A 22,257-nucleotide genomic window follows, 5' to 3' on the forward strand; every position below is an offset into this window, starting at 1 on the left:
GAGTCCGTGACAACCCCCAGCGGCGTCACGCACATGACCTTCACCCGGCCGTAGCGACCGCCCGCGCAGGCGGCAATCGGCCTCGGTCTCGCACCTCGCACGCTCCGAAGGCCGACAGGACGAACATCACTTCCAGGGATGGCACCACGTTCGCCGTCGACACGACCGGCCAGGGGGCGCCGCTGATCCTGATCGGCAGCGCCTTCAACGACCGCGCGACCGTGGCCGTGCTCGCCAACATGATGGCGTCGCAGGCACAGGATCTCCGGTGGTCACAGAGCGTCGCAACTCCATGATCACGGCACCTGTGCTTGCCCCGTCTGTCAATGGGCCCCTCCCGTGCCTATCGGCGTGGCCTCTTACTCGCGCACGAGGAGTTCACATCACTTCGCGCAGGGCGTCTCGCCGCGAAAACGTCAGTACGCCCGGCGGTCGGGTGACGGATCCCGGGCCGCGATGGGCAAGTTCCCCGACCGGCTGCCGACGTGCTGCCGTATACGACCGGCGGCGATGGCGGTAGGCCGACCCCCCAATAAAGGGTGTGCCGCAGCAGACCGAGGACATGACCGCCAAACGGGGGGGGCATCTGTTCGAGCGAAGAATCCGTGCGCGACTCATCCCGGAGGGCGGGCCATCCGATAGCTGACGGTGAGAGTTCGTAGATCCATCCCACCCTTAGGAGCCGCGATGACCGGCGCAGCCGCCAGGCCCATCCCCGATTTCGTCCCGAACGCAGCCGAGCCGGTGCGCGAGCACCTGGCGGCCTCCACCGACCTGGCCACCTTCCTGCGGGGGGCGGGCACTCTGACGCTGGACGAGCGCCAGCTCATTGCCGCCCAGGCACTGATCCTGCTGGAGCAGAACTACGTCCATCTGCCGCTCAAGGCCTCGATGTACGCGGTGAACCCGGTTCAGCGCCTGCGGCTGCTCATCCACCGCCTGGAACGGCAGACGCCCCAGAACATGCCGCCGGAGTGGATGTTCCACAGCGAGTTGTCGGAGATCTTCCACTCGGTCAGGGATCTACACACTAACTACCTGCTCCCCGAGCCCTTTGTCGGCAAGATCGCCTTTCTGCCGTTTCTCGTCGAGCGGTACACCGACCCGCAGGGCGTCCACTTCATGGTCACCCAGGTGGCCGAGGGCTTCTCCGCCCCGGGCTTCAAGCCGGGCGTCGAGATCACCCACTGGAGCGGTATCCCCATCGCCGAAGCCGTCGACCTCGCGGCCGCCCGGTTCGCCGGGAGTAACCCCGAGGCCCGCCGCAGCCGGGGTGTGCAGTCGCTGACCGTACGGCCGCTGCGCATCCACCTGCCCCCGTTCGAGGAATGGGTGACCGTCAGCTACCTCGATGAGGACGGAACCAAGCGGGAATTCCGCGAGAACTGGCGAGTCGTCGACAACCTGCCCGCCTTCGTCGACGCGGACGCGGTGAGCGGTATGGCGGCAGCCCAGGGACTGGACCTCGAAGCCGACGAGACCAGCCGCGCCAAGGTGCTGTTGTTCGCTCCGCGGGTCGTCGCCCAGGCGAAGGCCGCCGCAGCCGGAGAGCCCGCTCCTGACCTGCGCGCGGACGAGATCGCCACCACGCTGCCGGAGGTCTTCCGGGCGAGGGAGGTGCACACCTCCGCCGGGACCTTCGGCCACCTGCGGATCTTCACGTTCAGTGTGCAGAGCCTCGAAGCGTACATCGAGGAACTCCTGCGTCTGATCCGCCTGCTGCCGGACCGCGGTCTGATCCTGGACGTGCGGGACAATGGCGGCGGCCTCGTCTTCGCCGCCGAGTTCGCCCTGCAGCTCTTCACACCCGGCCGGATTACCCCCGAGCCGGTGCAGTTCATCAACACACCTCTCAACCTGAGGATTTGCCGGAAGCACCAGGACGACCCACAGATTAACCTCGGTGCGTGGGTTCCCTCGATGAACCAGGCCATCGAGATCGGAGCCGTGTTCTCCGGCGCCTTCCCGCTCAGCCCCGAGGACGCCGCCAACGCCATCGGTCAGCAGTACTTCGGCCCGGTCGTGCTCGTCACCAACGCCCGCTGCTACTCCGCCACGGACATCTTCTCCGCAGGCTTCCAGGACCACCGGATCGGTCCGGTCCTGGGCACCGACCAGTGCACGGGCGCGGGCGGCGCCAATGTGTGGACACACGGCCTCCTCGCCGACCTCATGGCGGGAGACCCGGACTCGCCGTACGTGTGGCTGCCGAAGAAGGCCGGTATGCGCGTTGCGATCCGCCGGACCCTGCGGGTGCACGAGAACTCGGGCACCCCGGTCGAGGATCTCGGCATCACGCCGGACAAGTTCCACCAGATGACGCGTGCCGACCTGCTTGAGGACAACGCCGATCTGCTGGAGCAGGCCGGCCGGATCCTCCAGGACCTGACCCCGCACTCCGTGCTCGTCACAGGCGCTACCGCCGCCGACGGCGCCCTGCGGCTCAAGGTGAAGACCACCAACATCGACCGGCTGGATGTCTACGTCGACCAGCGGCCCCGCGCATCGATCGACCTTGCCGACGGTCAGGCCGATGTCACCGTGCCGGACGCCGCCTCCGCGCAGTCGGCCCGGCTGGAAGGGTTCGCGAGCGGCCGGCTCGTTGCCAGCCGGACCGAACAGTTCCGGTAACCACGTGACGAGGCTGGCTCCCGCGGAGGTTTCCGCGGGGGCTGGCTGTCCGTGAGCCGCGTCCGGCCCGCTGGTGCGGGCCGCGCCCGAAGGCCGGTGGGCTCCGTGCTGCGACCTGGGGTGGCAGCGATATTCTGGAATAAGGGACGTTCGCGGGTGCCGGGGCGCGCGGTACCGGGTCGATTCGGCGGGTGTCGTGCGGATACCCGGCGGGGTCCACGGACACCGGTTCGGAATCCGTGATGGGCGGCGTACCTCGGGAGCGCCAGCGACGGCCAGCTGCATGACATGCACAGTGCGGGGACTGTCATGGGCAAGGTCTGCTGCCGGAGCCTGTGTGAGGTCGGTGCGCCCCGGCGGGCGGACGTGAAGGTCGGCCGGATTGTCGAACGGGTCGTCAAGCAGGACTGCCGAAGACACCGCGGGAGCCTGACACCGGCGACGCGACCGGGACAGCCCCGGAGACGACCCGTCGGAACGATGCCTTCGCCTCCGCCTCGACGGGTTTGCCTTCCGGGAGGATCCGGATGAAGCCGATCCCGAGCCGGAGGAGAAGCCGGACGAGCAGGCGGCATTCAGCGCTTTCGTCCGGCAGTACCTGCAGGACGTTCGCGGCGATGCCCAGGACACGCGTGGGAGCACGTTGCGGTGGACCTGTTGCCGGTTGAGATCAAGGCAAATAACGACGGAGACGTCGCGGCGGCGCTGTCTGCGCTCGGTGGGTTGCACGGCGCGGTGACGACGCGTCGCATCTGGTTCGCCGAGGACTGGGACGGCGTCGCCGAGGGCCGGGTGCCGTTGCTGAACGGTGGCGTGATCGTGCGGTTCAGGGTCGGCGCGCACCCGGACGACCTGACCGTCAAGTTGCGTCCCTGCACCAGGGAGCAGTTGGTCGGCAGGTTCTCTGGCCCGTTCGACGCGGAGCCGTTCGAGTACAAGATCGAGGAGGACCGGTCGGGCAGCCGACGTGTAGTGGCCGCCTCCCTGGTTCATGATCACCCGCCGGGAGTGCTGTCGGGTGCGGTCGAGCCCGGGGCCGATCCGGCCGCCTCGATCGGCGCGGTGCAGGATCAGTTTCAGCATGCTTGCGCGCCCGCTGTACGGCTGGACGGGCTGGTCGCACTGGGGCCGATCCTCTCGACGAAGGTCGGCGACGTTCCGCTCGGCGATCTGGAGGTGGGCCTGGAGGTGTGGTCGGTCGCCGGTTTGGAGTTACTGGAAGCCTCGATCCGGGTGAAACCCAAGAACGGCGACGACGCTGGGAAGCTCACGGAGCGAGCCGAGCGCAAGCAGCGGAAGCTGGAGGACGCGGTGCGGGAGCGTGGAGTGACGCTCTCCGAACACCCCGAGAACAAGACCCGACGCGTTCTTACCGCGTTGGCGGAGGCCGGCCGGAGCTGAGGACGGCGGAGCGGCTACCGGGTCCGGTGCTGTGACCGCATAGGTTCGCCGGGTCGGGGGCGGCGGCGTTCCGTCTGACCGCTGGAGGGGGCCGGGCCCGACGCCGGTCGCCACGACTCGTGGCGTTCCGCGGTCCCCTCGATGGAGGAACTCCTCGAAGCCGCGGGGAGGCGGCTTGCTACCACTGGCCGCGACCCGAAGCAGGGTTTCGGCAAGCACCGCCGGTCCAGCGAGGCGAAGCTCGGCGGGCAGGTGCGCTCCGTCCGGGAGCGCCTGGCCCAGCTGCGGCGCAACCCAGTAGCAGAGCCGCCAGCACCGCTCCGTTTCACCACGGCGCCGTCGGCGGTCGACGGCGACCCGGCCCAAGGCCCCCTTGACGAACTCGACAACGTGCGGGTCGGTGAACGCCTGCGCCTGGACGGGCTCCTGGCGATCGCGCCCGGACAGCGGCTGCTGATCACGGGCGAGAACGGCGCGGGCAAGACGACGCTGCTGCGTGTCCTGACGGGCGACCGGGAGCCGGGCGCAGGCACGGTCCGCCGCCCCGCCCGGATCGGCTACCTCGCGCAGGAACTGCCCGCCCACTCCACACGGCTCCCGCTGCTCGCCGCGTTCGCCGCCGGGCGGCCCGGACTGCCGGACGAATACGCCGAACAGCTCATGGCGCTCGGCCTGTTCCGCGAGGAGGACCTGCACGTTCCGGTTGGCAGCTTTCCGAGGATCACCGGCCTCCGCCCCACACAGCCGCCAGCCTTGGCCACCGCGGCGAGCTCGTCGTCGCCGGCCTGCGCAGCGGCCGACGGCACCGGCTCGTGCACCACCAGCGACCACGGCGCCGACAACCGCACTACCGCGCGCAGGTGCCGGGCATTCCGGCAGGGTACCTTTCGGGTTCCGGCCGGGGGCAAGGCGGTTCTTCCCGGCCGGGCAGCCCCGGTGCGGGCCAGCGGTGTCATCGGGCTGGGGTCTGGAGTACGAGTTTGCCGGTGGTGGTGCCGGGCTCGATGCGGCGGTGGGCCTGGGCGGCCTGTTCCAGCGGGAGGGTTTCGACCTGTACCAGCAGTTCCCCCTTTGCCGCGGCCGCCCCCGGCTCCCAGCCATCCGGGACGGCCCTCACCTCCCGCACCCGCAGCCCCGACCCGATCACCCCGATCCCCACCGGCCCGTCCTCACCGGTTCCACTGGCCCCCGCCGGAACCGCCAGCCCGAAGACGCCGCGACCACCGCACACACCGCCGCGTACACCATCGGTTTCACACCCAGATCAACGCCGCCCGGCTGCTCCCGACACTGCCGGGCGGCGCTGCGCCATCAGACTGGCCGACCCGGACGAGTGCCCTGCTCCCGTGGTCCCGCCTCGCTAGGACCGTCGTGTTGTGCTGCTGACGGGTCGTCGCTGCTCCGGCCTGGCCGGGACGCGATCACGGTTTGGGCGATCAGCGGGACCGTGGGGGTGGGCAAGTCGCTACAAGCCTGGGCTACCTGACCCACCTCTGCTCCAGCGCCGCCCTTGTAGTGGCCACGGCGACGCCGTGCTGGTGCCACGGACCGGCCCGGCGGGATCCACTCCTTGAGATGCCAGCATCCCGGAGGCCGGCAGCGGTGTCCGGCAACCGGTGGACGCTGCGCGCGTCACGCCTTCACTATCAGCAACCATTTATTACGCTACGTGTTCTTGGCTATGGCGAGCCCTGGGGGCACCTGTGACAGAGATTCGGATTGCCACGTTCAACCTGGAGAACTTCGACGAGACCCCTGTGGATACGCGGCCGCTCCTGGCTGAGCGCATCGCACTGATGAAGCCGCAGATCACGCGGCTGCGGGCGGATATCGCCTGCTTCCAGGAAGTCCACGGCCAAGAGCGCCCCGGGCAGCCACGTGACCTGATCGCGCTGAAGGAACTGCTGGCCGGAACCAACCTCGACGGCGCGCCCTTGGTCAGCACCAAGCCCGACGATGATGCGGTCTTCGACGTACGCAACCTGGTCATCGCCACCCACCTGCCGGTGATCAAGCACCAGCAATTGAAGAACGACCTGGTCGCCGAGCCCCGCTACCAGCGGCTCACTGCCAATCCTCCCGACCCGGAACCGGTCCCGGTCGGTATCGAGCGGCCCGTTCTGCACGCGCAGATCGACATCGACCACGCAGCCCCCGGCCGTCTGCTGCACGTCATCACCGTGCATCTGAAATCCAAGCTCCCCACCGAGATCCCCGGCCAGGTGATCAACCCCAAGCGGGGCGTCTGGGGCACCGCAGACGGCTGGGCCGAAGGCAGCTTCCTGTCGTCCATGAAACGCATGAGCCAAGCCCTGGAAGTCAGGCGCCTCGTCGACCAGATCCTCCACGACGATCCGGACGCCCGCATCATCGTCGCTGGCGACTTCAACGCCGAGCCCCAGGAGATCCCGGTCCTGGCCATCTGCGGCAACGTCGAGGACACCAACAACAGCGATCTCGCCACCAAGGTCCTGGTTCCTCTCGAGCACACCATCCCCAACGACGCCCGCTACACCCTCTTCCACCACGGCCGCGGTCAGATGATCGACCACATGCTCGTCACCCGCAACCTCCTCGCCCACTACCGCGGCTCAGAGATCCACAACGAGATCCTGCACGACGAATCGCTCGCCTTCGCCGACGACAGCAAATTTCCCGAATCCGACCATGCCCCCGTGGTCGCCACCTTCGACTTCGACTGACAGCCAGTCGGCGACAGCTCCGGCGCCTCTCACCGCTGATCTTTGAGGGCATGCGCCAGCCAAGCGCTCTCAAGGGCGCCTGGGCGGGTGCGCGCCGTGCTCCGGGGCTGACGACATGACTGCCGGTCGGGGGTCAGCCGCCGTAGCTCTTTCTCCAGCGTCTGCGGTGGGCGCCGTTGCCTGGCCGGGGCTGTTGACGCTGAGCAGTGACATCAGGGATGCGCCGTTGTTTCACTCAGGGGCTGCCGTCCGCTCTGGGCCGGTCACTCGGACGGCGCCGCACCCGGGGTGTGCGGCGCCGGGCGGTGTCACCAGCCCGAGCCGAAGTAGACCAGCGGCGGGGGCTCGTCCCAGGCGTCGGCACAAGTGGCGAGGGCCTCGGCGGGGGCGAGGCCGCGGCGCATCCCGGCGTGGAAGGCTGTCCGGGCCAGGCAGGCCGCGTCGTCGATGACCCGGACCGTGCGGATCACCGTGTTGGCCTGCCCACGCCGGCGCCGCCACGCCCGCTGGACGCGGCGCCTCGACGACCTGAACACGCGCCAGCGTCTGGGCACGCTGAACGTCGGGGAGTTCATGGAACTGCGTGACCTGGAGCGGGCTTCCCAGCCGGACGTCAGCCAGCTGCGCGACCTGCGCGCACGGCGCAACGTCGGCCTGGACGCCCGGATGACCGCCGAGTTGGGGCGCGCGCGCAGGTTCCTGCGAGAGGCCCCGCGGCAGGACGGCCTGGGTATGCCGACCCGGCTGGGTGACATCCTGCGCGCGACCGAACGACGCCCGGCCGACAAGTACGGCCTGGACACGGTGGTGCTGGTACGCCCTGTGGCTCGTGCTGCCCGACGACGCCAGGACCGAACTCGTCCAGGCCCGGTCGGTGCTGGACCGGGCCACGCGTACCTGGCTGTGGGGCGCGCTGTTCGTCGTCTGGACGCCCTGGACGTGCCGAAGAGTGCTTTGAGCACTACGGGGACTCTGCTGCGCAATTCCAGGGTGTCTCCGCCCTACGGACCATGGCTTGCGACGATGTTGTGACCGTCGCGGCCTGCCCAGCGGATTGCCGCTGCTCGACCGGATTGCGCAGCAGAGTCAACACTGCCTGTGACGCGAGAAGGTATCCGCCGATGGCAACAGCGTCACGTCTCCTGCCGGCAGCACCGCGCATGAAGCCCGTAGGGCCGGCCCGGACGGATCCGGACCGGCCCTGAACGCGGTCGTACTGTGTTGCTAACCCGTCACGGCGCCGGGACGGCGTCCAGGATGCCGATGGCGTCGGTGCCCGGGGCGACCACGAGGCGCCGGGTGAGTGTGTACGAGCCACCCGCCGGTACCTCGACCTGGAACCGGCTCATCACCCAGTTGCCCGCTGCGTACACATCGAAGGCGCTCGCGGGCGTCCCGTAGACCAGGCCGAAGACCTGCGGGTCGGTGCCGGTCATGCCGATGTACGGCTTGGTCGGTGTGTAGGCCGCGGTCGCACCGGGCGCCACCACGCCGGCGCCCGGGATGATGCTGGCCTGGCCCGCGGCGTCGTGGTCCATGGCGTCTCCGGTCCACACGTTGAGCGGGTCGGAGCCGGTGTTGCGCAGTTCCGTCGTCACCGTGGCGTAGGTGTCGCCCGGCTTCAGCGTGTAGGTGGTGGTCGCGGTCAAACCGGTGAAGCCCTTGACCGGACCCGACACGCGGACGACCGCCTGGTCGCCGATCGCCTGCACGATCTTGACGTCGGTGGCCGCGACCGACCGGATGTCCCACGCGCTGTCGCCGGTCGGCTGGGTGGCCGAGACGTAGGGCAGGTTGATCCAGTCGAACTGGTCGGCCATGCCGCGTACGGCGATGTCGACCGGCTTGCCGCGGGTGCCGCCGCTGAGCTGGCTGTCGTTGTAGGCGTCGGCGATCGCCATGGAGAGCTTGTCGTTCTCGAGCATGACGTCGCCGTAGCCGGCCTCGACCAGACCGGAGCCGATCCGCTTGCCGTAGCTCGCCTCGACCCTGACCGGAGCGAGCGTGACGTCGGCGGTGCCGTTGCCCGTCTCCGGGACGGTGACCGAGCCGGCGGCGGACAGGTAGCCCAGCGCGGTCACCTTGACGTCGTACGCACCGGCCGGAGCCTTGACGGCGTACTTGCCCGCGGCGTCGGTGGTGGTCGAGGCGACGACCTTGCCGGCCTGCTCGAGGGCGACCCGGGCGTCGGCGACCGGAGCACCGGCAGAAGTGATCGTGCCGGCGGCGCGCGAGGCGTCCGGGACGGCCGGGTCGTGCAGGTCGAGCTCGTCGACCCACTGCGCGAGGTTGCGCGTGGGGTCGCCACCCGCGGTCGCGTAGTCGGTCAGGTGGTAGAAGCTGAACTGCTTGGACGCGCCCGCGGCGAGGGAGGCGTCGTAGTAGAGACCCTCGACGTAGCCGAAGGCGCCGACGGCGTACGGCGTGTCCTGCGCCCAGGCGAGCGCCTGCGCCGGCTGGCCGTTGGTCGTCGCCGTGTCAGCACCGACGTAGACGAACGGCGCGGTCCAACCCGAGGTCTTGAAGCCGGGGTTGGTGCCGGCGACGCCGGGGATCCGGCCGTTGTCGACGGAGCTGTCCGGGTCGATCATGTAGTTGAAGTAGCCCTTGTAGTCGGTCGTGCCGGTGTTGGTCAGGTTGACCGTCATCTTCACGACCGGCGCGCCGGGCAGGGTCTCGTAGCGGACCTGGGCCTGGACGGCTTTGTTCGCGCGGTAGGCACCCTTGCCGACCACCGCAGCGCCGTCGACGGCGAGCTCCGGGAAGTCGATCTGGTCGTTCGGGCGGTCCCACGAGTCCTTCGTGCCGTTGAGGTCCGGACGCAGCAGCATCTCGCCCCAGTCGAGCGTCTCGGCGCCGTTGGCGTCGTTCAGCATGAGGTCCGCCAGGGCACCCTGGCCGAGACCGCCCACGCCGTTGTTGCCGGCGGTGTACGGCGTCACAGACGCCCGGATCTTGTCGTTGGCCAGGTAGTAGTACTTGTTGCCGGTGACGACGTCGGTGCGGGTGCTGCCGTTGCCGTAGTCGGGCGCGAAGGTCGAGACACCGGCCACCGGACGGGTGACCTTGATCAGCTGGAGGTCAGCAGTGGAGTTGCCGGCCTCCCCGACCTCGACGGTGCGGGCGGAGCGCTCGTCGGCGATCAGCCCGCGCTTGGCGGCGGTGACCGTCCAGGTCGCGGACGGCAGGCCGAGCTTGTAGCGGCCCTGGGCGTCGGTGCTGGTAACGGTGGTCTCCTGACCGGACGCCGTGGCGGTGACCTTGGCGCCCGCGATCGGCGTACCTGTCTCCGGGTCGGTGACGGTGCCGGTCACGGTGGCCCAGCGCTGCGCCGCCTCGCCACCGGGGACGTAGGCGTACAGGTTGCCGTCCCACGAGCCCGCGACCACGGTGTTGCCGCTGACCGCGGGACCGGCGCCGACCCAGGTGCCGATCTCGTGGTTCCACAGCTGCTGCCCGGTGTCGGCGGCGAGCGCGTAGAAGCGGCCGTTGTTGGAGCCGACGAAGACGGTGTCACCGGCCACGACCGGGCTCGACATGACGCCACCGTGGTAGATGTCGCCGGGCAGGACCCGGTCCCAGATCACGTTGCCGGTCTCGGCGTCGAGGGCGACGACCGCACCGGTCGGGAAGCCCATGTAGACGACGCCGTCCTTGACCGCCGCGGCGCTCGGGGTCGAGCCGCTCGAGACGAGCGAGGTGTGCGGGCTCTTGTAGGTCCACAGCGTCTTGCCGGTCCGGGCGTCGCGGGCGGCGATGCCGTTGTTGGCGCCGATGAAGACCTTGCCCTCGGCCGCCGTCGGTACGCCGTCCTGCCAGCTGCCCAGGGACTCGGTGCCGGTCCACTTCCGCTCGCCGGTCTCGAGGTCGTAGGCGAGCACCCGGTCAGCGGTCTGGTTGCCGACGTACACGGTGCCGTCCATGACCGCCGGGGTGCCGTCGCTCATCTGGCTGCCCGACATCGGCGAGGCCCAGATCTCCTTGCCGGTCTTCGTGTCGAGCGCCTTGAGGACGCCCTGGCTGCCGATGCCGTAGCGGGTCTGGTACGGCCAGAGGACCGTGTGCCCGGAGACGGCGGGCGAGTAGTAGCCGTAGGTGCGCTGGTTGTTCGGGGCCGGCGCCTTTTCCGGCACGGCCTTCCACCGCAGCTCGCCGGTGGTGGCGTCGACGGCGTACAGCTCCGAGCCGAGCGTCGGCGCGTAGACCAGGCCGTCGCCGTAGGCGAGGCTGCCGTGGATCGACTGCGGCACCTCGAAGTCCCACAGCTTCTTGCCGCTCTTGAGGGAGACGGCGTGGATGCGGCTGTTGCCGTCACCGTTCTCGTCGCGGGTGCCCGCGTAGACGACGCCGTCGTGGATCACCGGCGAGCCTGTGAGGAAGGTGCCCGGGGTGCGGTAGCTCCAGGCGAGACGGCGGCCCGGCTCCTGCGCGGGCGCGATGCCGGAGTGGGCGGCGTCGCCGTGGTGCTGGGTCCAGTCACCGTCGGCGACGGGGGCGAGCGCGGGCTCCTTGGTCAGCGTGAACTCGGCGGACTTCGTCCAGACCTTGCCGGCCTTGTCGGTGATGGTCACCTCGATGCTGTGCTTGCCGGCGGTCTGCAGGTTCTCCGGCAGGTTGTTCTGCCAGGTGAACTCCCCGGTGGCGCGCAGCGGGCGCCATATGCCCTTGCCGTCGATGCGGTAGCGGGCCGACTTGACCTCGTCACCGGTGTCGTAGGCGTTGACCTGGATTCCCGGGAAGCCCGCGGCCGGGACCTTCGAGCCGGGGGCCGGGCTCACGATGGTCAGGTGCTCGTTCTCGCCGTACATCCGGAACGGGTTCTCGAAGCCGGAGCCCGCCATGTGGATGTAGCGGAAGCCGCGGGGCGCGTTGTCGATCGTGTAGGAGCTCGACACGGTCTGGATGTGCTTGGCGGTCGAGGCGAACGCCGAGTCGTTCTCGACGTGGTTGGAGTGCTCGTGACCGACGAGGATGAGCTGGGCCTTGTACTTCTCGAGAACGTCACCGAAGGCGTCGTAGGTCGACGGCGAGCCGAACGGCACGTTCATCGGCTGGTGGGTCAGTACGACGACCTCGATGTCGTTGGTCGGGTCGTCGTCGAGCGGGACGCCCGCTGCGAGGTCGTCCTTCAGCCACTGGAGCTGCTCGTCGAACGGTGCGGAGCCGTTGTTCTCCAGCACGACGAAGTGGCGGTTGCCGTAGTTGAACGAGTACCACTCGGGGCCGACGTTCGTGCGGTAGTTCTCAATCCTGGCCGCGTACGCCGAGCCGCTGCCGTACTCGTGGTTGCCGACCGCCGGCCACACGCCGACGTTCGACTGCGCGGTGCCGTTGCGGTAGGTGTTGAACTGAGCCTGGCTGGCGTTGTTCGTGAGGTCACCGCTCACCGCGATGAAGCGCAGGTCGGTGCCTGTCGAGTTGATCTCGCGGATCTGGTCGGGCAGCTGCGCGTTGACGTGCGGGTCGGCGATGTTCGCCCACGAGAAGTTGTCCCCGTCGGAGATCCGGTCGCGCTCGAGGGCGAAGTCCGCCGCGGGCGTCGCGCCGTCGCCGAGTTGGCCGAGGTTGGCCCAGAACCTGGGCTCCTTGAACTGGTCGAGGCCGAACCGGTAGCCGCGGGGCTGACTGGCCCACACGATGTCGGTCGTGCGGCGGTCGGTCGAGATCGTCAGGGAGTAGGTGCCGTCGGCTGCGGTCGTGGTGGCGACCACGCCGTCGGAGACGCGGACGCCGGCCAGACCGGCCTCGCCGTCGTTCCGAGCGCCGTCGCCGTTGGCGTCGACGTACACGACGCCACTGACGGTGGCCTCCGGCGGGTCGATGGCGGTCGCCACGTACGACGTGAGCGGGCCCGCCACGACGCTGGTGGCAAGCCCCAGCGTGGTGACGTACAGGACCACGCGCATGCGTGCGTGCGTCCATCTGGACGGGGACATGAGAATCCTTCGGGGAGTGTGGTTGGGGGGTGACGGTTGGGGGCGTCAGGTCAGGAGGGGCGAGCGTTCGACGAACCAGACCAGACCGGAACCGGCGACGGCGAGGGTTGCCGCGACGGTCCCGAGCGTGAGGGTGCGGGCTGCGGCGGGTGCGGTCGCCGCCCGACGCAGGAACAGCAGAGCCGGGAAGGCCACCGCGATGATGGTGAGCTGGGCCAGCTCGATGCCGAGGTTGAAGGAGACGAGGTCAACCAGCGTCGAGACCGACACCTGGCCGTCGACGCTCAGCGCGCCCGCGAACCCGAGCCCGTGCAGGAGCCCGAACCCGAATACGACGGGTAGCCGGTGGGCGGCGCGGGGCGAGAGCAGGTTGTCGATCGCGACGAACGCGATGGACAGCGCGATCAGCGGCTCGACGATCCACGTCGGCGCGCTGATCCAGCCGATCGCCGCGAGCACGAGGGTCACCGAGTGGGCCAGCGTGAACGCCGAGGCGACCTGGACCACGTCGCGCAGCCGGTTCGCACCGAGCAGGAGGGCGAGCAGGAACAGCACGTGATCGAGGCCGAACAGCAGGTGCTCGGACCCCAGGCGAACGAGCCGCGGGATCTCGCTGAGCAGGTCGGTGTGGCCGACCGTGACGCTGGTGTGCGCGTGGTCGAGCAGAGCGGCACCGCGGTGCCCGTCGACGTCGTAGGCCAGCTTCGTGGTGGTGTCGTCGACGACTCCGTCGGAGGCGCGGAAGATATCGCTGCGGACGGTGAATGCACCCGAGGCAGGGCAGTCGTAGGTAAGCGACACCCGCACCGTGCCCGCGTCGGTGAGCTCGACGCGGTGGTCGTCCTGCGGGGTGCACCCGATCGCGCCACGGCTCAGTCGCACTCGGCCGCCTACGTGCGCCGCCACCTCGGGCGCATGCGCGTCGAGTGCCTTCCGCCGTGTATCGGTGGGCACGTCGGCGGCCGTCCCGTCCGGACTGGGCAACCCAGTGTTGCTGCTCAGGCCGTCGAGGCTCAGCAGCTTGCCGAGGACGTCGTACTCGGCGTCGACGACGGCGGCGACGCCGTCACCGTGGCTGCGGAGGTCGATGGCGACGGAGGTCGTTCGGACGTGCGCCTGCGCCGGGGCGCCGCACAGGAGCACGGTCACGACGGCGGCAACGAGGGTGGTAAGGAACGCTTTCAGGCGCACAGCTGCAACTCCGAGATGGGGGAGGGCGGGCGTTTCATCCTTCGATTCCCGCCGTGCGCGCGTCGTGGCCGCGGAGTGCGGTCAGCGCGGCGAGGTTCTGATGTGGGGTGAGCGAGGGGTGGAGAGCGGGACCGTCCACGAAGCCGGCGACACCGTCGGGAGCGTCGAGTGTCCGCCCGACCGGTGTGCCCAGGACCTCGAGGCGGCCACTGTCGGTAACCGCGAGCCCCAGCGGGAGGCCGAGCAAGGTCGTCTTCCCGGCGCCGTTCGGTCCGACCAGGCCATGGATCTGCCACTGCGCCACATCGAGGTCTGTGCCGTCGAGGGCGACGACGTCACGGAAACTTTTCGTGATGCCGCGAGCCCGGATGGCGCGGAGTTGATCCATGGGTCCCTTCCTTCAAGAGCCTCAAGGACCATAGGGACTGCTCAGGCTGGTCACAGGGATCGCGAGTTGAATGTTGATGGAACATGAAACGACCAGCACCCTTTGCAATTGCTTGATCAAAAGCAGAGGAGTGGATGGAGGAGTTACGATCGCGAACGCTGCGTGGTGTGGGGAGTCGATCGAGGAGTCACTCGGCGGCCTGAACGGAGTGGCCGAGGGCGTATTGACGAGAAGTCAGCCACTGGGGCGTGATGGTCACTCGGTGTCACCGCTCGGGCAGGACCGAACCGTCCACGCGGGCCCGCAGCCGGACGGCCAGGGCAACAGCACCGGAGCCAAGGCGGCGAGGATCGTCCCGCTCGATGGGCATGGTGAGGATGACGTCGGCGCGCAGCAGCCTGTCGGCGCAGCCGTCTCGCCATGGGCGCCGACCGGCGTAGATGAGGGTCAGCCGAGATACGCCCGAAAGGGATAGCGGGACCCCGGCGGTGTGATCGCCGGGGTCCTCGTGTCCTGCGGCCCGTCAGGTCATGCGGCCTGAGCAGCGGGCGGAAGTTCGGCGTCGAACCAGGTGATGAAGGCAAGCGCGGATCCGCCCAAGTGTTCGCGGACCCGGGCCTGGATGGCACGGAGTTCGTGGACGGGGACGAAGTCGTGGGCGGTGGTCTCACCGCAGCCGCGGGTGCGGAAGGGGGTTCACAACTGTGGGGCCGGCACATCGTTTTGGCGAACATGGGCACGATGGGGTGAACGGGGCGATGAGCTGCGGGTATGCCGGTGGGGTGTGGGTAACGTTCTCGGTGCGATCTGGGACGCCGGGTGTGGTGTCAGCGGTCGGGGCCCCCGTATCACCGGAGAGATGGTTCGGGGCCTCCCCGTCGCCTCCGGCCACACCCACATGGCCAGGTCGTAGGGATTCCGCCCGCCTGGAACGGACCGCATACGGGATATGCGTCGCCGACCGGGACGCGAAAGCGGAGGACCAGTGCGCCCAAGACCGTTCGGGGCGTGCCGGTGAGCCAGGACTCACTCCTGCTCACTGCCCAGGAACGGTTCTTCGGGCAGGTCGCCGTACCTGATGCTGTTGCGGGAGTCGTTGGCAAGCGGGTCGGGCTGGTTGATGTACAGGGTCGAGTAGGAAGCAGAGAGTGCAGATTGGTGTCACATGATGTGACACTCCGCGTGCTGCCGCGGCGGTCATCGTCTGGACGCCTGTCGAAAGGACGGATGGGAGGCGGAATCGGTCGTTTCCGCCCCCGCACGCCAATCCAATGAACCGAGATGGCGAAACCGGGGTGTATCGGCATCCCGGTTTGATCGGGTTCCCTCCGCAGTTTCGCCTCCCCATTGCGCCCCTCTCTCGGTGGCGATCCGTTCACGCCGGGCAAGCGAGGGGGAGAAGGCCAGTTCAGCCCTGGGTGTCAACCGATGTGACACCAAACTGAACTCCCTGTGCGGTTCCTACTCGACTGCCAACGTCTGCATGTGCCACGTGCTGAGGCGACGGAGTCAAGGCGCCCTCCGCGGCACATGGGGTGGTTCCGCACCGGGCTCGCGCTACCCGGTGCGGAACCGTGGGTCACTCAGGCTCGGGGGAGGGCTGTCAGATCTGGACGCCCGGCACCTTGTCCTCCACGACCACCGTCGCCCGCGTCGACACGGGCGCGCCCGCCTGCTGGACGTACGGCAGGACGCGGAAGTCCGTCGTCCAGCGCTGGTGGTCGACGTGGACGCGGCAGTAACCGCGCTGGGAGTTGAAGAACTTCATGTGCGGGTTGGCCGCGAGGAACTTCTCGCCCTCCGGCCCGACGTCGACGCCGTCGCCGCCACTGGTGATCGACGTGCCGACGAACTCGGAGCCGACCGTGGGGGACTCGGGGTCCTGGTAGTCGCGCTTGAGGTCCCAGGCGTAGTTCTGGTGGCGGTCGCCGGTGATGACGACCAGGTTGCGCACACCCCTGTCGTCTGCCGCGGCAAGGAGGCGGTTGCGGTCGGCGACATAGCCGTCCCAGGGGTCAAGCCAGACCAGTTCGGCGGGGCCGGGGTCCTTGTCCGTCTGGCCCATCGGACACTGGTTGCCGAGGATCTGCCACTGGGCGGGAGAGCGCGAGAAGTTGCGGATCACCCAGTCACGCTGCTCGGCACCGAGGATGGTGCGCTGCGGGTTGAAGCGCTCGGTGCTGGTGGCGGACTCGCCGTCGCCGTCGGGCTGGTCGTCGCGGTACTGGCGGGTGTCCAGCATCGCCAGATCGGCGAGACGGCCGTACGAGAGGCGACGGTACGCCTGGATGCTGGGGCCGTTCGGCCGCTGGGCGAGGCGCAGCGGCTGGTGCTCGTACAACGCCTGGAACGCGTCGGCGCGGCGCTGCCGGAAGACGGTCGGGTCCTGGTCGGGCTCTGTGTCGGCCTGGGAGATGTCGCCGGCCCAGTTGTTCTCGACCTCGTGGTCGTCGAAGGTGACGATCCATGGGAAGCGGGCGTGCGCCTTCTTCAGCGGCTCCTCGGACTTGTACAGGCCGTACTGGAGCCGGTAGCGGGCGAGCGCGAAGGTCTCGGTGTGGAACTTGGGGTCGGTGGTGACACCGCGCTTGTTGGTGCGCACGCCCGACTCGTAGATGTAGTCGCCGAGGTGGACGACGAAGTCGAGGTTCTCCTCGGCCATGTGGTCGTACGCTGTGTAGTAGCCGTCCTGCCACGCCTGGCAGGAGGCGAACGCGAACTTCAGGTCGTTCGGCTTCGACAGTGCCGGCGGGGTGGTCCTGGTGCGGCCCACGGGAGATATGTAACTCCCCGCGCGGAAACGGTAGTAGTACACGTGGTCGGGCTGGAGCCCGCTGATCTCCGGGTGCACCGAGTGGGCGAGCTCGGGAGTGGCGACCACGCTGCCGCGCTTCACGACACGCCGGAAGGCCTCGTCGGCGGCCACTTCGTACTCGACCCGGACAGGCACCTGCGGCATGCCGCCCAGCCCGTCCACCGCGAACGGATCCGGCGCCAGCCGCGTCCACAGCACGACACCGTCGGGCAACGGCTCCCCGGACGCCACGCCGAGGGAGAACGGGTCACCGCTGAGCGTGGGCGCCGCGTACGCCGCACCGGAGGTCCACAGCCCAGTGCCGAGCATCAGCGCGGCGGTACCGGCACTGCCGTAACCCAGCACCTGTCGACGCGAAAAGGACATGTCGACCACAGAGTCTCCTTAGAGGGTGGATGAAGTTGGTGGTTCCTTGGGAAGCCTTTGGGTAGGTGATGGCCTGGCGCTGCCGGTGAGATGGATGCCGAGTGAATTCACTGACGGGGTCGCAGAAGATGTGCACATGAAGGGGTTGGGGCGGGATTGACGGCGGTACGTCTTTTGCTCCGTCCGCTGCTCCGGCCGCGAGCACGCGGGTCGGCGTGGTGACGCGGCGGGCGGAAGGGTGCCGGGCAGGCCCGGCCGGACTGCCCGGTCGGACAGCGCAGGCAGATCGTGCGAAGGCCGCGCGGGCGGTTGGGGCCGCTCACGCCCGGCGGGCTCAGAGCCGACGGACTGCGGACGGCGATCTGCGGATGTCGCTGTCGGTCGTCGCGACGCTCGTCCGGAATCTGATCACCGTGCCCGCTGCCGTACTGCGCAGCCGTATGGCCAAAGATGCGGAAGTTCTCGCGCTCTGGCATGAGAACGCGGTGCTGCGCCGGCAGATCGCCCGGGTCTGCTACGAGCCCGCCGACCGGATCTGGCTCGCCGCACTCTCCCGGCTGATCCCGCGCGAACGCCGGCGCCAGGTCTTCGCGGTCACCCCCACCGCACTGCCGGCCTGGCACCGTCAACTCCTTGCCCGCAAGTGGGCGTTCGCCCAACGCCGCCGCCCCGGCCGACCCTCCACCGCGCCCGCCGTCAAGCAGCTCATTCTGCGCCTGGCCCGCGAGAACAGCACCTGGGGTCACTGCCGGATTCAGGGCGAACTCGCCAGCCTGGGCTACGCGATCGCCCCGTCCACAGTCTGGGACATCCTGCATGCCGCCGGCATCGGCCCCGCCCCGCAGCGCTCCGGGCCGACCTGGCGCCAGTTCCTCACCGCCCTGGCCCACGGCATCATCGCCGCCGACTTCCTGCACCTCGACACCGTGTCACTCAAGCGCCTCTACGCCCTGGTCGTCATCGAGCACGGCACCCGGCGCCTCCACCTCACCGGCGTCACCGCCCATCCCACCGCGCAATGGACCGTCCAGCAGGCCAGGAACCTCGCCGTGCTTCGGCAGCGGTCCGCGCGCCGGCGTCGCCGGAGCACGGTGATTTCTTGACGCACGAATGACGCATGTTCTGAAAGTCCGTGAGTTGCGTTGGGGTCTGTGCGCGAGTGTGGGTGAGCCCCGCTGCGTGGGATCTGTCGATCATGCTGTGCTGGGCAGCGGAGGCCCGGGTATGCGCCCTCCGGGCAATGAGAGGGGTGAGACTCTGCGTGATGGCGGCCTCCGTCGAGGCAGAGTGGCGCCCCCACCTGGTCGGGGGCGGGCAGACGACATCCGTGGCCCAATTTTTTGGCGTCGGCAACGATCCAGACGACACCGCACCATGAGGCCACCCACATTGACGCGCACCCCCGGCGACGTGCCGGCCTCGTACAGGGCCCGCCGACGCGCCTATCGGCGACGGCGGGACCTGTACGGGAGGGCGGCGCTCGACTGGTCGGCGGTGCGGGTCGCCGGCACAGCGGAGCCCCGCTGGGCCACGTTTGCGATCGGATGGCAGACTGCCCAGGCACCGTCGTCCTTGTGCGACCTGATCGGCTACGTGTGCGCTGCGGCCGTGGTGGTCCGGATGGGCAGATCGCCGTCGCGCAGACGCTGCCCGCAGCGGCCGTTGTCCACCGCCACGAGCTCGGCGAGGATCGACAGGGCGCTTTCGGCGAGCGACGCTCCGCCGAGGTCGAGGCCCGCGGGGCCGGTCAGCCGGTCCAGTCCGGGCGCGTCGGCCAGGCGCCGTAGGCGTTGCGCGTGGGTGGCCCGGCTGCCGAGCGCGGCGACGTACCCGGCGGGGCCTGCCAGAGCGGCGCGAAGAGCGCGGTCGTCGATGCGCGGGTCATGGCTGAGTGTGATGACCGCGTCGCGTACGCCGAGCGGATGGCGGGCGATCCACTCGTCCGGCCAGGCACGGACGACGTCGGCGTTGCCGGGGAAGGCTCCGGAGGCGACATGGCCGGGCCGCGGGTCGAGGACGACGACCGGGCGGTGCAAGGTCCCGGCCAGGGTGGCCAGGGCTGCGGCGAGATCTGTTGCGCCGACCAGCAGCAGCCGCGGCCGGACCGTCAGTTCCTCGGTGAACGCGGGTCCCACGTCGGTCAGTTGGCCGACAGTGGGTGCTGTCGACCAGCGGTGAGGCGGCCTCAGCCCGACCCGTACGGTGAGCGGACGGTCGTCGGCCAGGGCCGTGGTGATGGCGGAGTGCACAGGCTCGGGTGGCGCGGGCGTGATGAGGACGCGCAGTTCGCCGGCGCAGGCGGGAGCGTCCTCCCAGGGCAGCAGGTCGTCCCTGGGCGACACCGCGGTCACATGGGGCGCGGCTCCTGCCAGGACGGCGCGGGCTGCGTCCAGGACGATGCCCTCGATGCAGCCGCCCGACAGTGAGCCGCGCCATGTACCGTCCGCGGCGACGGCCATGGTGGCGCCGAGCGGTCGTGATCCGGGACCGTCACGGCCCACCAGCCGGGCCAGCGTGACGGGCCGGCCCGCCCGACGGTGGGCGTCGACGAAGGGCCACACTTCGCGCAGCACGCGTACCTCCTGTTCCAGTCCCGGGCCGGGGCTGCGACGGCAGCGGTCCCAGCACCCCTTCTCGCGGACGGTTCACGACGTTGGCTGTTCCTCGATCACGCGGTCCGGACGGATGGGCAGGGTCCGCTGGCGGCGGCCGGTGGCGTGCCAGACGGCGTTCGCGATCGCGGCCGCCGTGCCAACGGTGCCGATTTCGCCGACACCCTTGAGACCTGACGGGTCGCCGGGTTCGTAGTCGGGTACGAAGTCGGCTTCGATGTCAGGTATGTCGGCGTGCGCGGCGATGTGGTAGCCGGCGAGGTCAGTGGTGATGTGCCGTCCCGTCGCCGGATCGCGGGCGCCTTCTTCGTGCAGGGCTATCGACAGCCCCATGACCATGCCCCCGACCAGTTGACTGCGCGCGAGGAGCGGGTTGATGACGTGGCCCACGGCGAACATGCCTAGAAGCCGCCGCACGCGTACCTCGCCGGTGGCCGGATCGACGGTCACTTGGCAGAACACGGCGCTGTAGGAGTGCCGTTCCATGGGTGGAAGCGCACCGAGCGACTCGGTGGTGTCGCACGAGACGGTCAGTGGCAGCGTGGCGTCGCCCAGCTGGGAGCGCAGCTTCGCCGCGGCCTCGGTGATCGCCCAGGACCAGGACGTCGTCCCGCGGGATCCGCTGGCGTTCCAGGTGGGGCCGAGATCGCTGTCCGCGATCAGGAGCCGTATCCGTTCGGGATCCACGCGGAGCGCCTGCGCCGCCACCGCGGTCAGTGCGGTGCGTGCGCCAGTGCCGATGTCGCTGGCACCGATGGCCACGGTGAAGGCGCCGTCGGTCTCGGCGGTGATCGATGCCGAGGCGGGCAGGGCCCCCGCGCTGAAGGACGTGGCCGCCATCCCGGTGCCGATCAGCAGGCATCCCTCCGTCCGCGTCCGCGGCCGGTGGTCGCGTGTGGCCCAGCCGAACCGGCGGGCGCCCTCGTGCAGACATGCGACGAGGTTGCGGCGGCTGAAGGGCAGGCCGGACACCGGGCCGACGGTGGGCTCGTTGCGCAGCCGAAGCTCGAGCGGATCCATGCCAAGCCGCTCCGCCAGCTCGTCTACGGCGGATTCGAGCGCGAACGATCCGGGTGCCGTGCCTGGCCCGCGTACCGAGTACGGCGGCAGGATGTCGATGGGGACCGCGGTGCGCCGGGTACGGATCGCCGTTGCCGCATAGAGCGTGTTGGTGAGCTCCGTGCAGTTCTCGAGGTAGTCCGCGAGCTTCGAGACCTCGAAGGCCGACTCGTGGTCGATCGCCCGCAGATTGCCGTCGGTGTCGGCCCCCATCCGGACCCGCTGGTCGGTCGCCGGCCGCATCGATACCGTCAGGAACACCTGATTCCGGCTCAGGGTGACGCGCACGGGACGGCCGAACACCGTGGTGGCCATCACCGCCAGAACCAGTTGGGGGCCGCACCCGCCCGACTTGGACCCGAAGCCGCCACCGACGTGCTGAGAGCGGACTCGTACCTGTTTGGGGTCGAGGGAGAACAACGTGGCCACCGTCATGGCGACCAGGAAGGGTCCCTGATTGGAGTCGATGATCTGCAGCCGCCCGTCCTCCCACCAGGCGGTCGCGGAGTGCGGCTCCATGGCGGCGCCATGCTGCTCGGGCGTGACATAGCGCTCGTCGACGACCACAGCGCTCGCGGCCAGCTCCGCCTCCACGTCACCGACGGTGGCGTCCTCTCCGAAGAACGACGTCGCCGGCCGCGCGGACGGGTGCTCAAGTGAGAATTCGGCGTCGTACGGTTCCTCGTCGTAGGTGACCCGCAGCGCCGCGGCCGCTGACCGGGCCTGCTCCATCGTCTCCGCCACCACCAGTGCGACCGGCCGGCCGGCGTGGGGGACCTCGTCGTTCTGCAGCAGGTGTATGCCGCCGTCGGGGCCGAAGAAGGATCCTGCCTCCAGGTTGAGCCGGGGAGCGTTGTGGTGATCGATCACACCGAGTACGCCGGGCATGGCGTGCACGGCGGAGGCGTCGACGGCGCGGATGCGTCCGCGGGACACTGTGGAGGTGACGACCCAGCCGTAGGCCAGGTCGGTCATCGGTTCGTCCGCCGCGTAGCGCACGCTGCCGGTGACCTTGCCCGGTCCCTCGATACGGGGACGGGCCACCCTCATCGCGCCCGGGTGCGCCACGCCGTCCCACGGGGCGGTGCTCGGCCCGGCGGCCGGGTGCACGGCGGTTGTCGGGGCTGCGCTGGTCGAGGACGTGTTCATGTGCTGA

Annotated in this window: 11 protein-coding genes and 4 pseudogenes; 7 read left to right on the forward strand and 8 right to left on the reverse strand. The window is 69.5% G+C overall.

Annotated features, from left to right (window positions below; genetic code table 11):
• The 4 genes and pseudogenes from ACFU8W_RS35990 to ACFU8W_RS36005 form a co-directional block, all read left to right on the forward strand.
• A pseudogene (locus tag ACFU8W_RS35990) lies at positions 1-296 on the forward strand (hypothetical protein); the annotation flags it as partial.
• 391 nt (positions 297-687) lie between these two features.
• Positions 688-2,631 (forward strand): S41 family peptidase, encoded by a 1,944-nt coding sequence (locus tag ACFU8W_RS35995; RefSeq protein WP_384046629.1) that lies wholly within the window; start codon positions 688-690, stop codon positions 2,629-2,631.
• A 648-nt stretch (positions 2,632-3,279) separates the two neighbouring features.
• Positions 3,280-4,032, forward strand: coding sequence for a hypothetical protein (locus ACFU8W_RS36000; protein ID WP_384046632.1), 753 nt, complete (start codon positions 3,280-3,282; stop codon positions 4,030-4,032).
• A gap of 138 nt (positions 4,033-4,170) precedes the next feature.
• Positions 4,171-4,743, forward strand: a pseudogene (locus ACFU8W_RS36005) (ATP-binding cassette domain-containing protein); the annotation flags it as partial.
• A gap of 241 nt (positions 4,744-4,984) precedes the next feature.
• Here ACFU8W_RS36005 and ACFU8W_RS36010 read toward each other — a convergent pair.
• Positions 4,985-5,191, reverse strand: a complete 207-nt coding sequence (locus tag ACFU8W_RS36010; protein WP_384046635.1) for a zinc-binding dehydrogenase — start codon at positions 5,189-5,191, stop codon at positions 4,985-4,987.
• 544 nt (positions 5,192-5,735) lie between these two features.
• Here ACFU8W_RS36010 and ACFU8W_RS36015 point away from each other — a divergent pair.
• Positions 5,736-6,734: an endonuclease/exonuclease/phosphatase family protein gene (locus ACFU8W_RS36015; RefSeq protein WP_384046637.1), complete on the forward strand. Its 999-nt coding sequence runs from the start codon at positions 5,736-5,738 to the stop codon at positions 6,732-6,734.
• Between the two features lie 308 nt (positions 6,735-7,042).
• Here the strand turns inward: ACFU8W_RS36015 and ACFU8W_RS36020 are convergent, their stop codons facing one another.
• Positions 7,043-7,204 (reverse strand): hypothetical protein, encoded by a 162-nt coding sequence (locus tag ACFU8W_RS36020; RefSeq protein WP_384046639.1) that lies wholly within the window; start codon positions 7,202-7,204, stop codon positions 7,043-7,045.
• Here ACFU8W_RS36020 and ACFU8W_RS36025 point away from each other — a divergent pair.
• The gene (locus tag ACFU8W_RS36025; protein WP_384046642.1) at positions 7,194-7,766 is read left to right on the forward strand and encodes a hypothetical protein; all 573 of its coding nucleotides are present in this window, start codon (positions 7,194-7,196) and stop codon (positions 7,764-7,766) included. The genes ACFU8W_RS36020 and ACFU8W_RS36025 overlap by 11 nt on opposite strands.
• 200 nt (positions 7,767-7,966) lie before the next feature.
• Here ACFU8W_RS36025 and ACFU8W_RS36030 read toward each other — a convergent pair whose 3' ends face one another.
• From ACFU8W_RS36030 to ACFU8W_RS36045, 4 genes and pseudogenes are all read right to left on the reverse strand, one after another.
• Positions 7,967-12,670, reverse strand: a complete 4,704-nt coding sequence (locus ACFU8W_RS36030; RefSeq protein WP_384046645.1) for a PQQ-binding-like beta-propeller repeat protein — start codon at positions 12,668-12,670, stop codon at positions 7,967-7,969.
• 45 nt (positions 12,671-12,715) lie between these two features.
• Positions 12,716-13,861: a HupE/UreJ family protein gene (locus ACFU8W_RS36035; protein WP_384046648.1), complete on the reverse strand. Its 1,146-nt coding sequence runs from the start codon at positions 13,859-13,861 to the stop codon at positions 12,716-12,718.
• Positions 13,862-13,901: 40 nt separating this feature from the next.
• Positions 13,902-14,249: pseudogene (locus ACFU8W_RS36040) on the reverse strand (ATP-binding cassette domain-containing protein); the annotation flags it as partial.
• Positions 14,250-15,852: 1,603 nt separating this feature from the next.
• A complete protein-coding gene (locus tag ACFU8W_RS36045; protein ID WP_384046651.1) occupies positions 15,853-17,430 on the reverse strand; it encodes an alkaline phosphatase D family protein in 1,578 nt (525 codons plus the stop codon).
• A gap of 368 nt (positions 17,431-17,798) precedes the next feature.
• Between ACFU8W_RS36045 and ACFU8W_RS36050 the strand changes: the two are divergent.
• A pseudogene (locus ACFU8W_RS36050) lies at positions 17,799-18,482 on the forward strand (helix-turn-helix domain-containing protein); the annotation flags it as partial.
• Positions 18,483-19,019: 537 nt separating this feature from the next.
• Here ACFU8W_RS36050 and ACFU8W_RS36055 read toward each other — a convergent pair.
• Together ACFU8W_RS36055 and ACFU8W_RS36060 are read right to left on the reverse strand one after the other, a co-directional pair.
• Positions 19,020-20,003, reverse strand: coding sequence for an XdhC family protein (locus ACFU8W_RS36055; RefSeq protein ID WP_384046654.1), 984 nt, complete (start codon positions 20,001-20,003; stop codon positions 19,020-19,022).
• Positions 20,004-20,075: 72 nt separating this feature from the next.
• A complete protein-coding gene (locus ACFU8W_RS36060; RefSeq protein WP_384046657.1) occupies positions 20,076-22,250 on the reverse strand; it encodes a xanthine dehydrogenase family protein molybdopterin-binding subunit in 2,175 nt (724 codons plus the stop codon).
• Positions 22,251-22,257: the final 7 nt, after the last annotated feature.

This window comes from Streptomyces sp. NPDC057565 (genome assembly GCF_042801455.1).
GTDB lineage: Bacteria > Actinomycetota > Actinomycetes > Streptomycetales > Streptomycetaceae > Streptomyces > Streptomyces yanii.

Bases quoted from the DNA above. Each gene is read 5' to 3' on its own strand.
- ACFU8W_RS35995 (WP_384046629.1), top strand. From the start codon at position 688: ATGACCGGCGCAGCCGCCAGGCCCATCCCCGATTTCGTCCCGAACGCA.
- ACFU8W_RS36030 (WP_384046645.1), bottom strand. From the start codon at position 12,670: ATGTCCCCGTCCAGATGGACGCACGCACGCATGCGCGTGGTCCTGTAC.
- ACFU8W_RS36045 (WP_384046651.1), bottom strand. From the start codon at position 17,430: ATGTCCTTTTCGCGTCGACAGGTGCTGGGTTACGGCAGTGCCGGTACC.
- ACFU8W_RS36060 (WP_384046657.1), bottom strand. From the start codon at position 22,250: ATGAACACGTCCTCGACCAGCGCAGCCCCGACAACCGCCGTGCACCCG.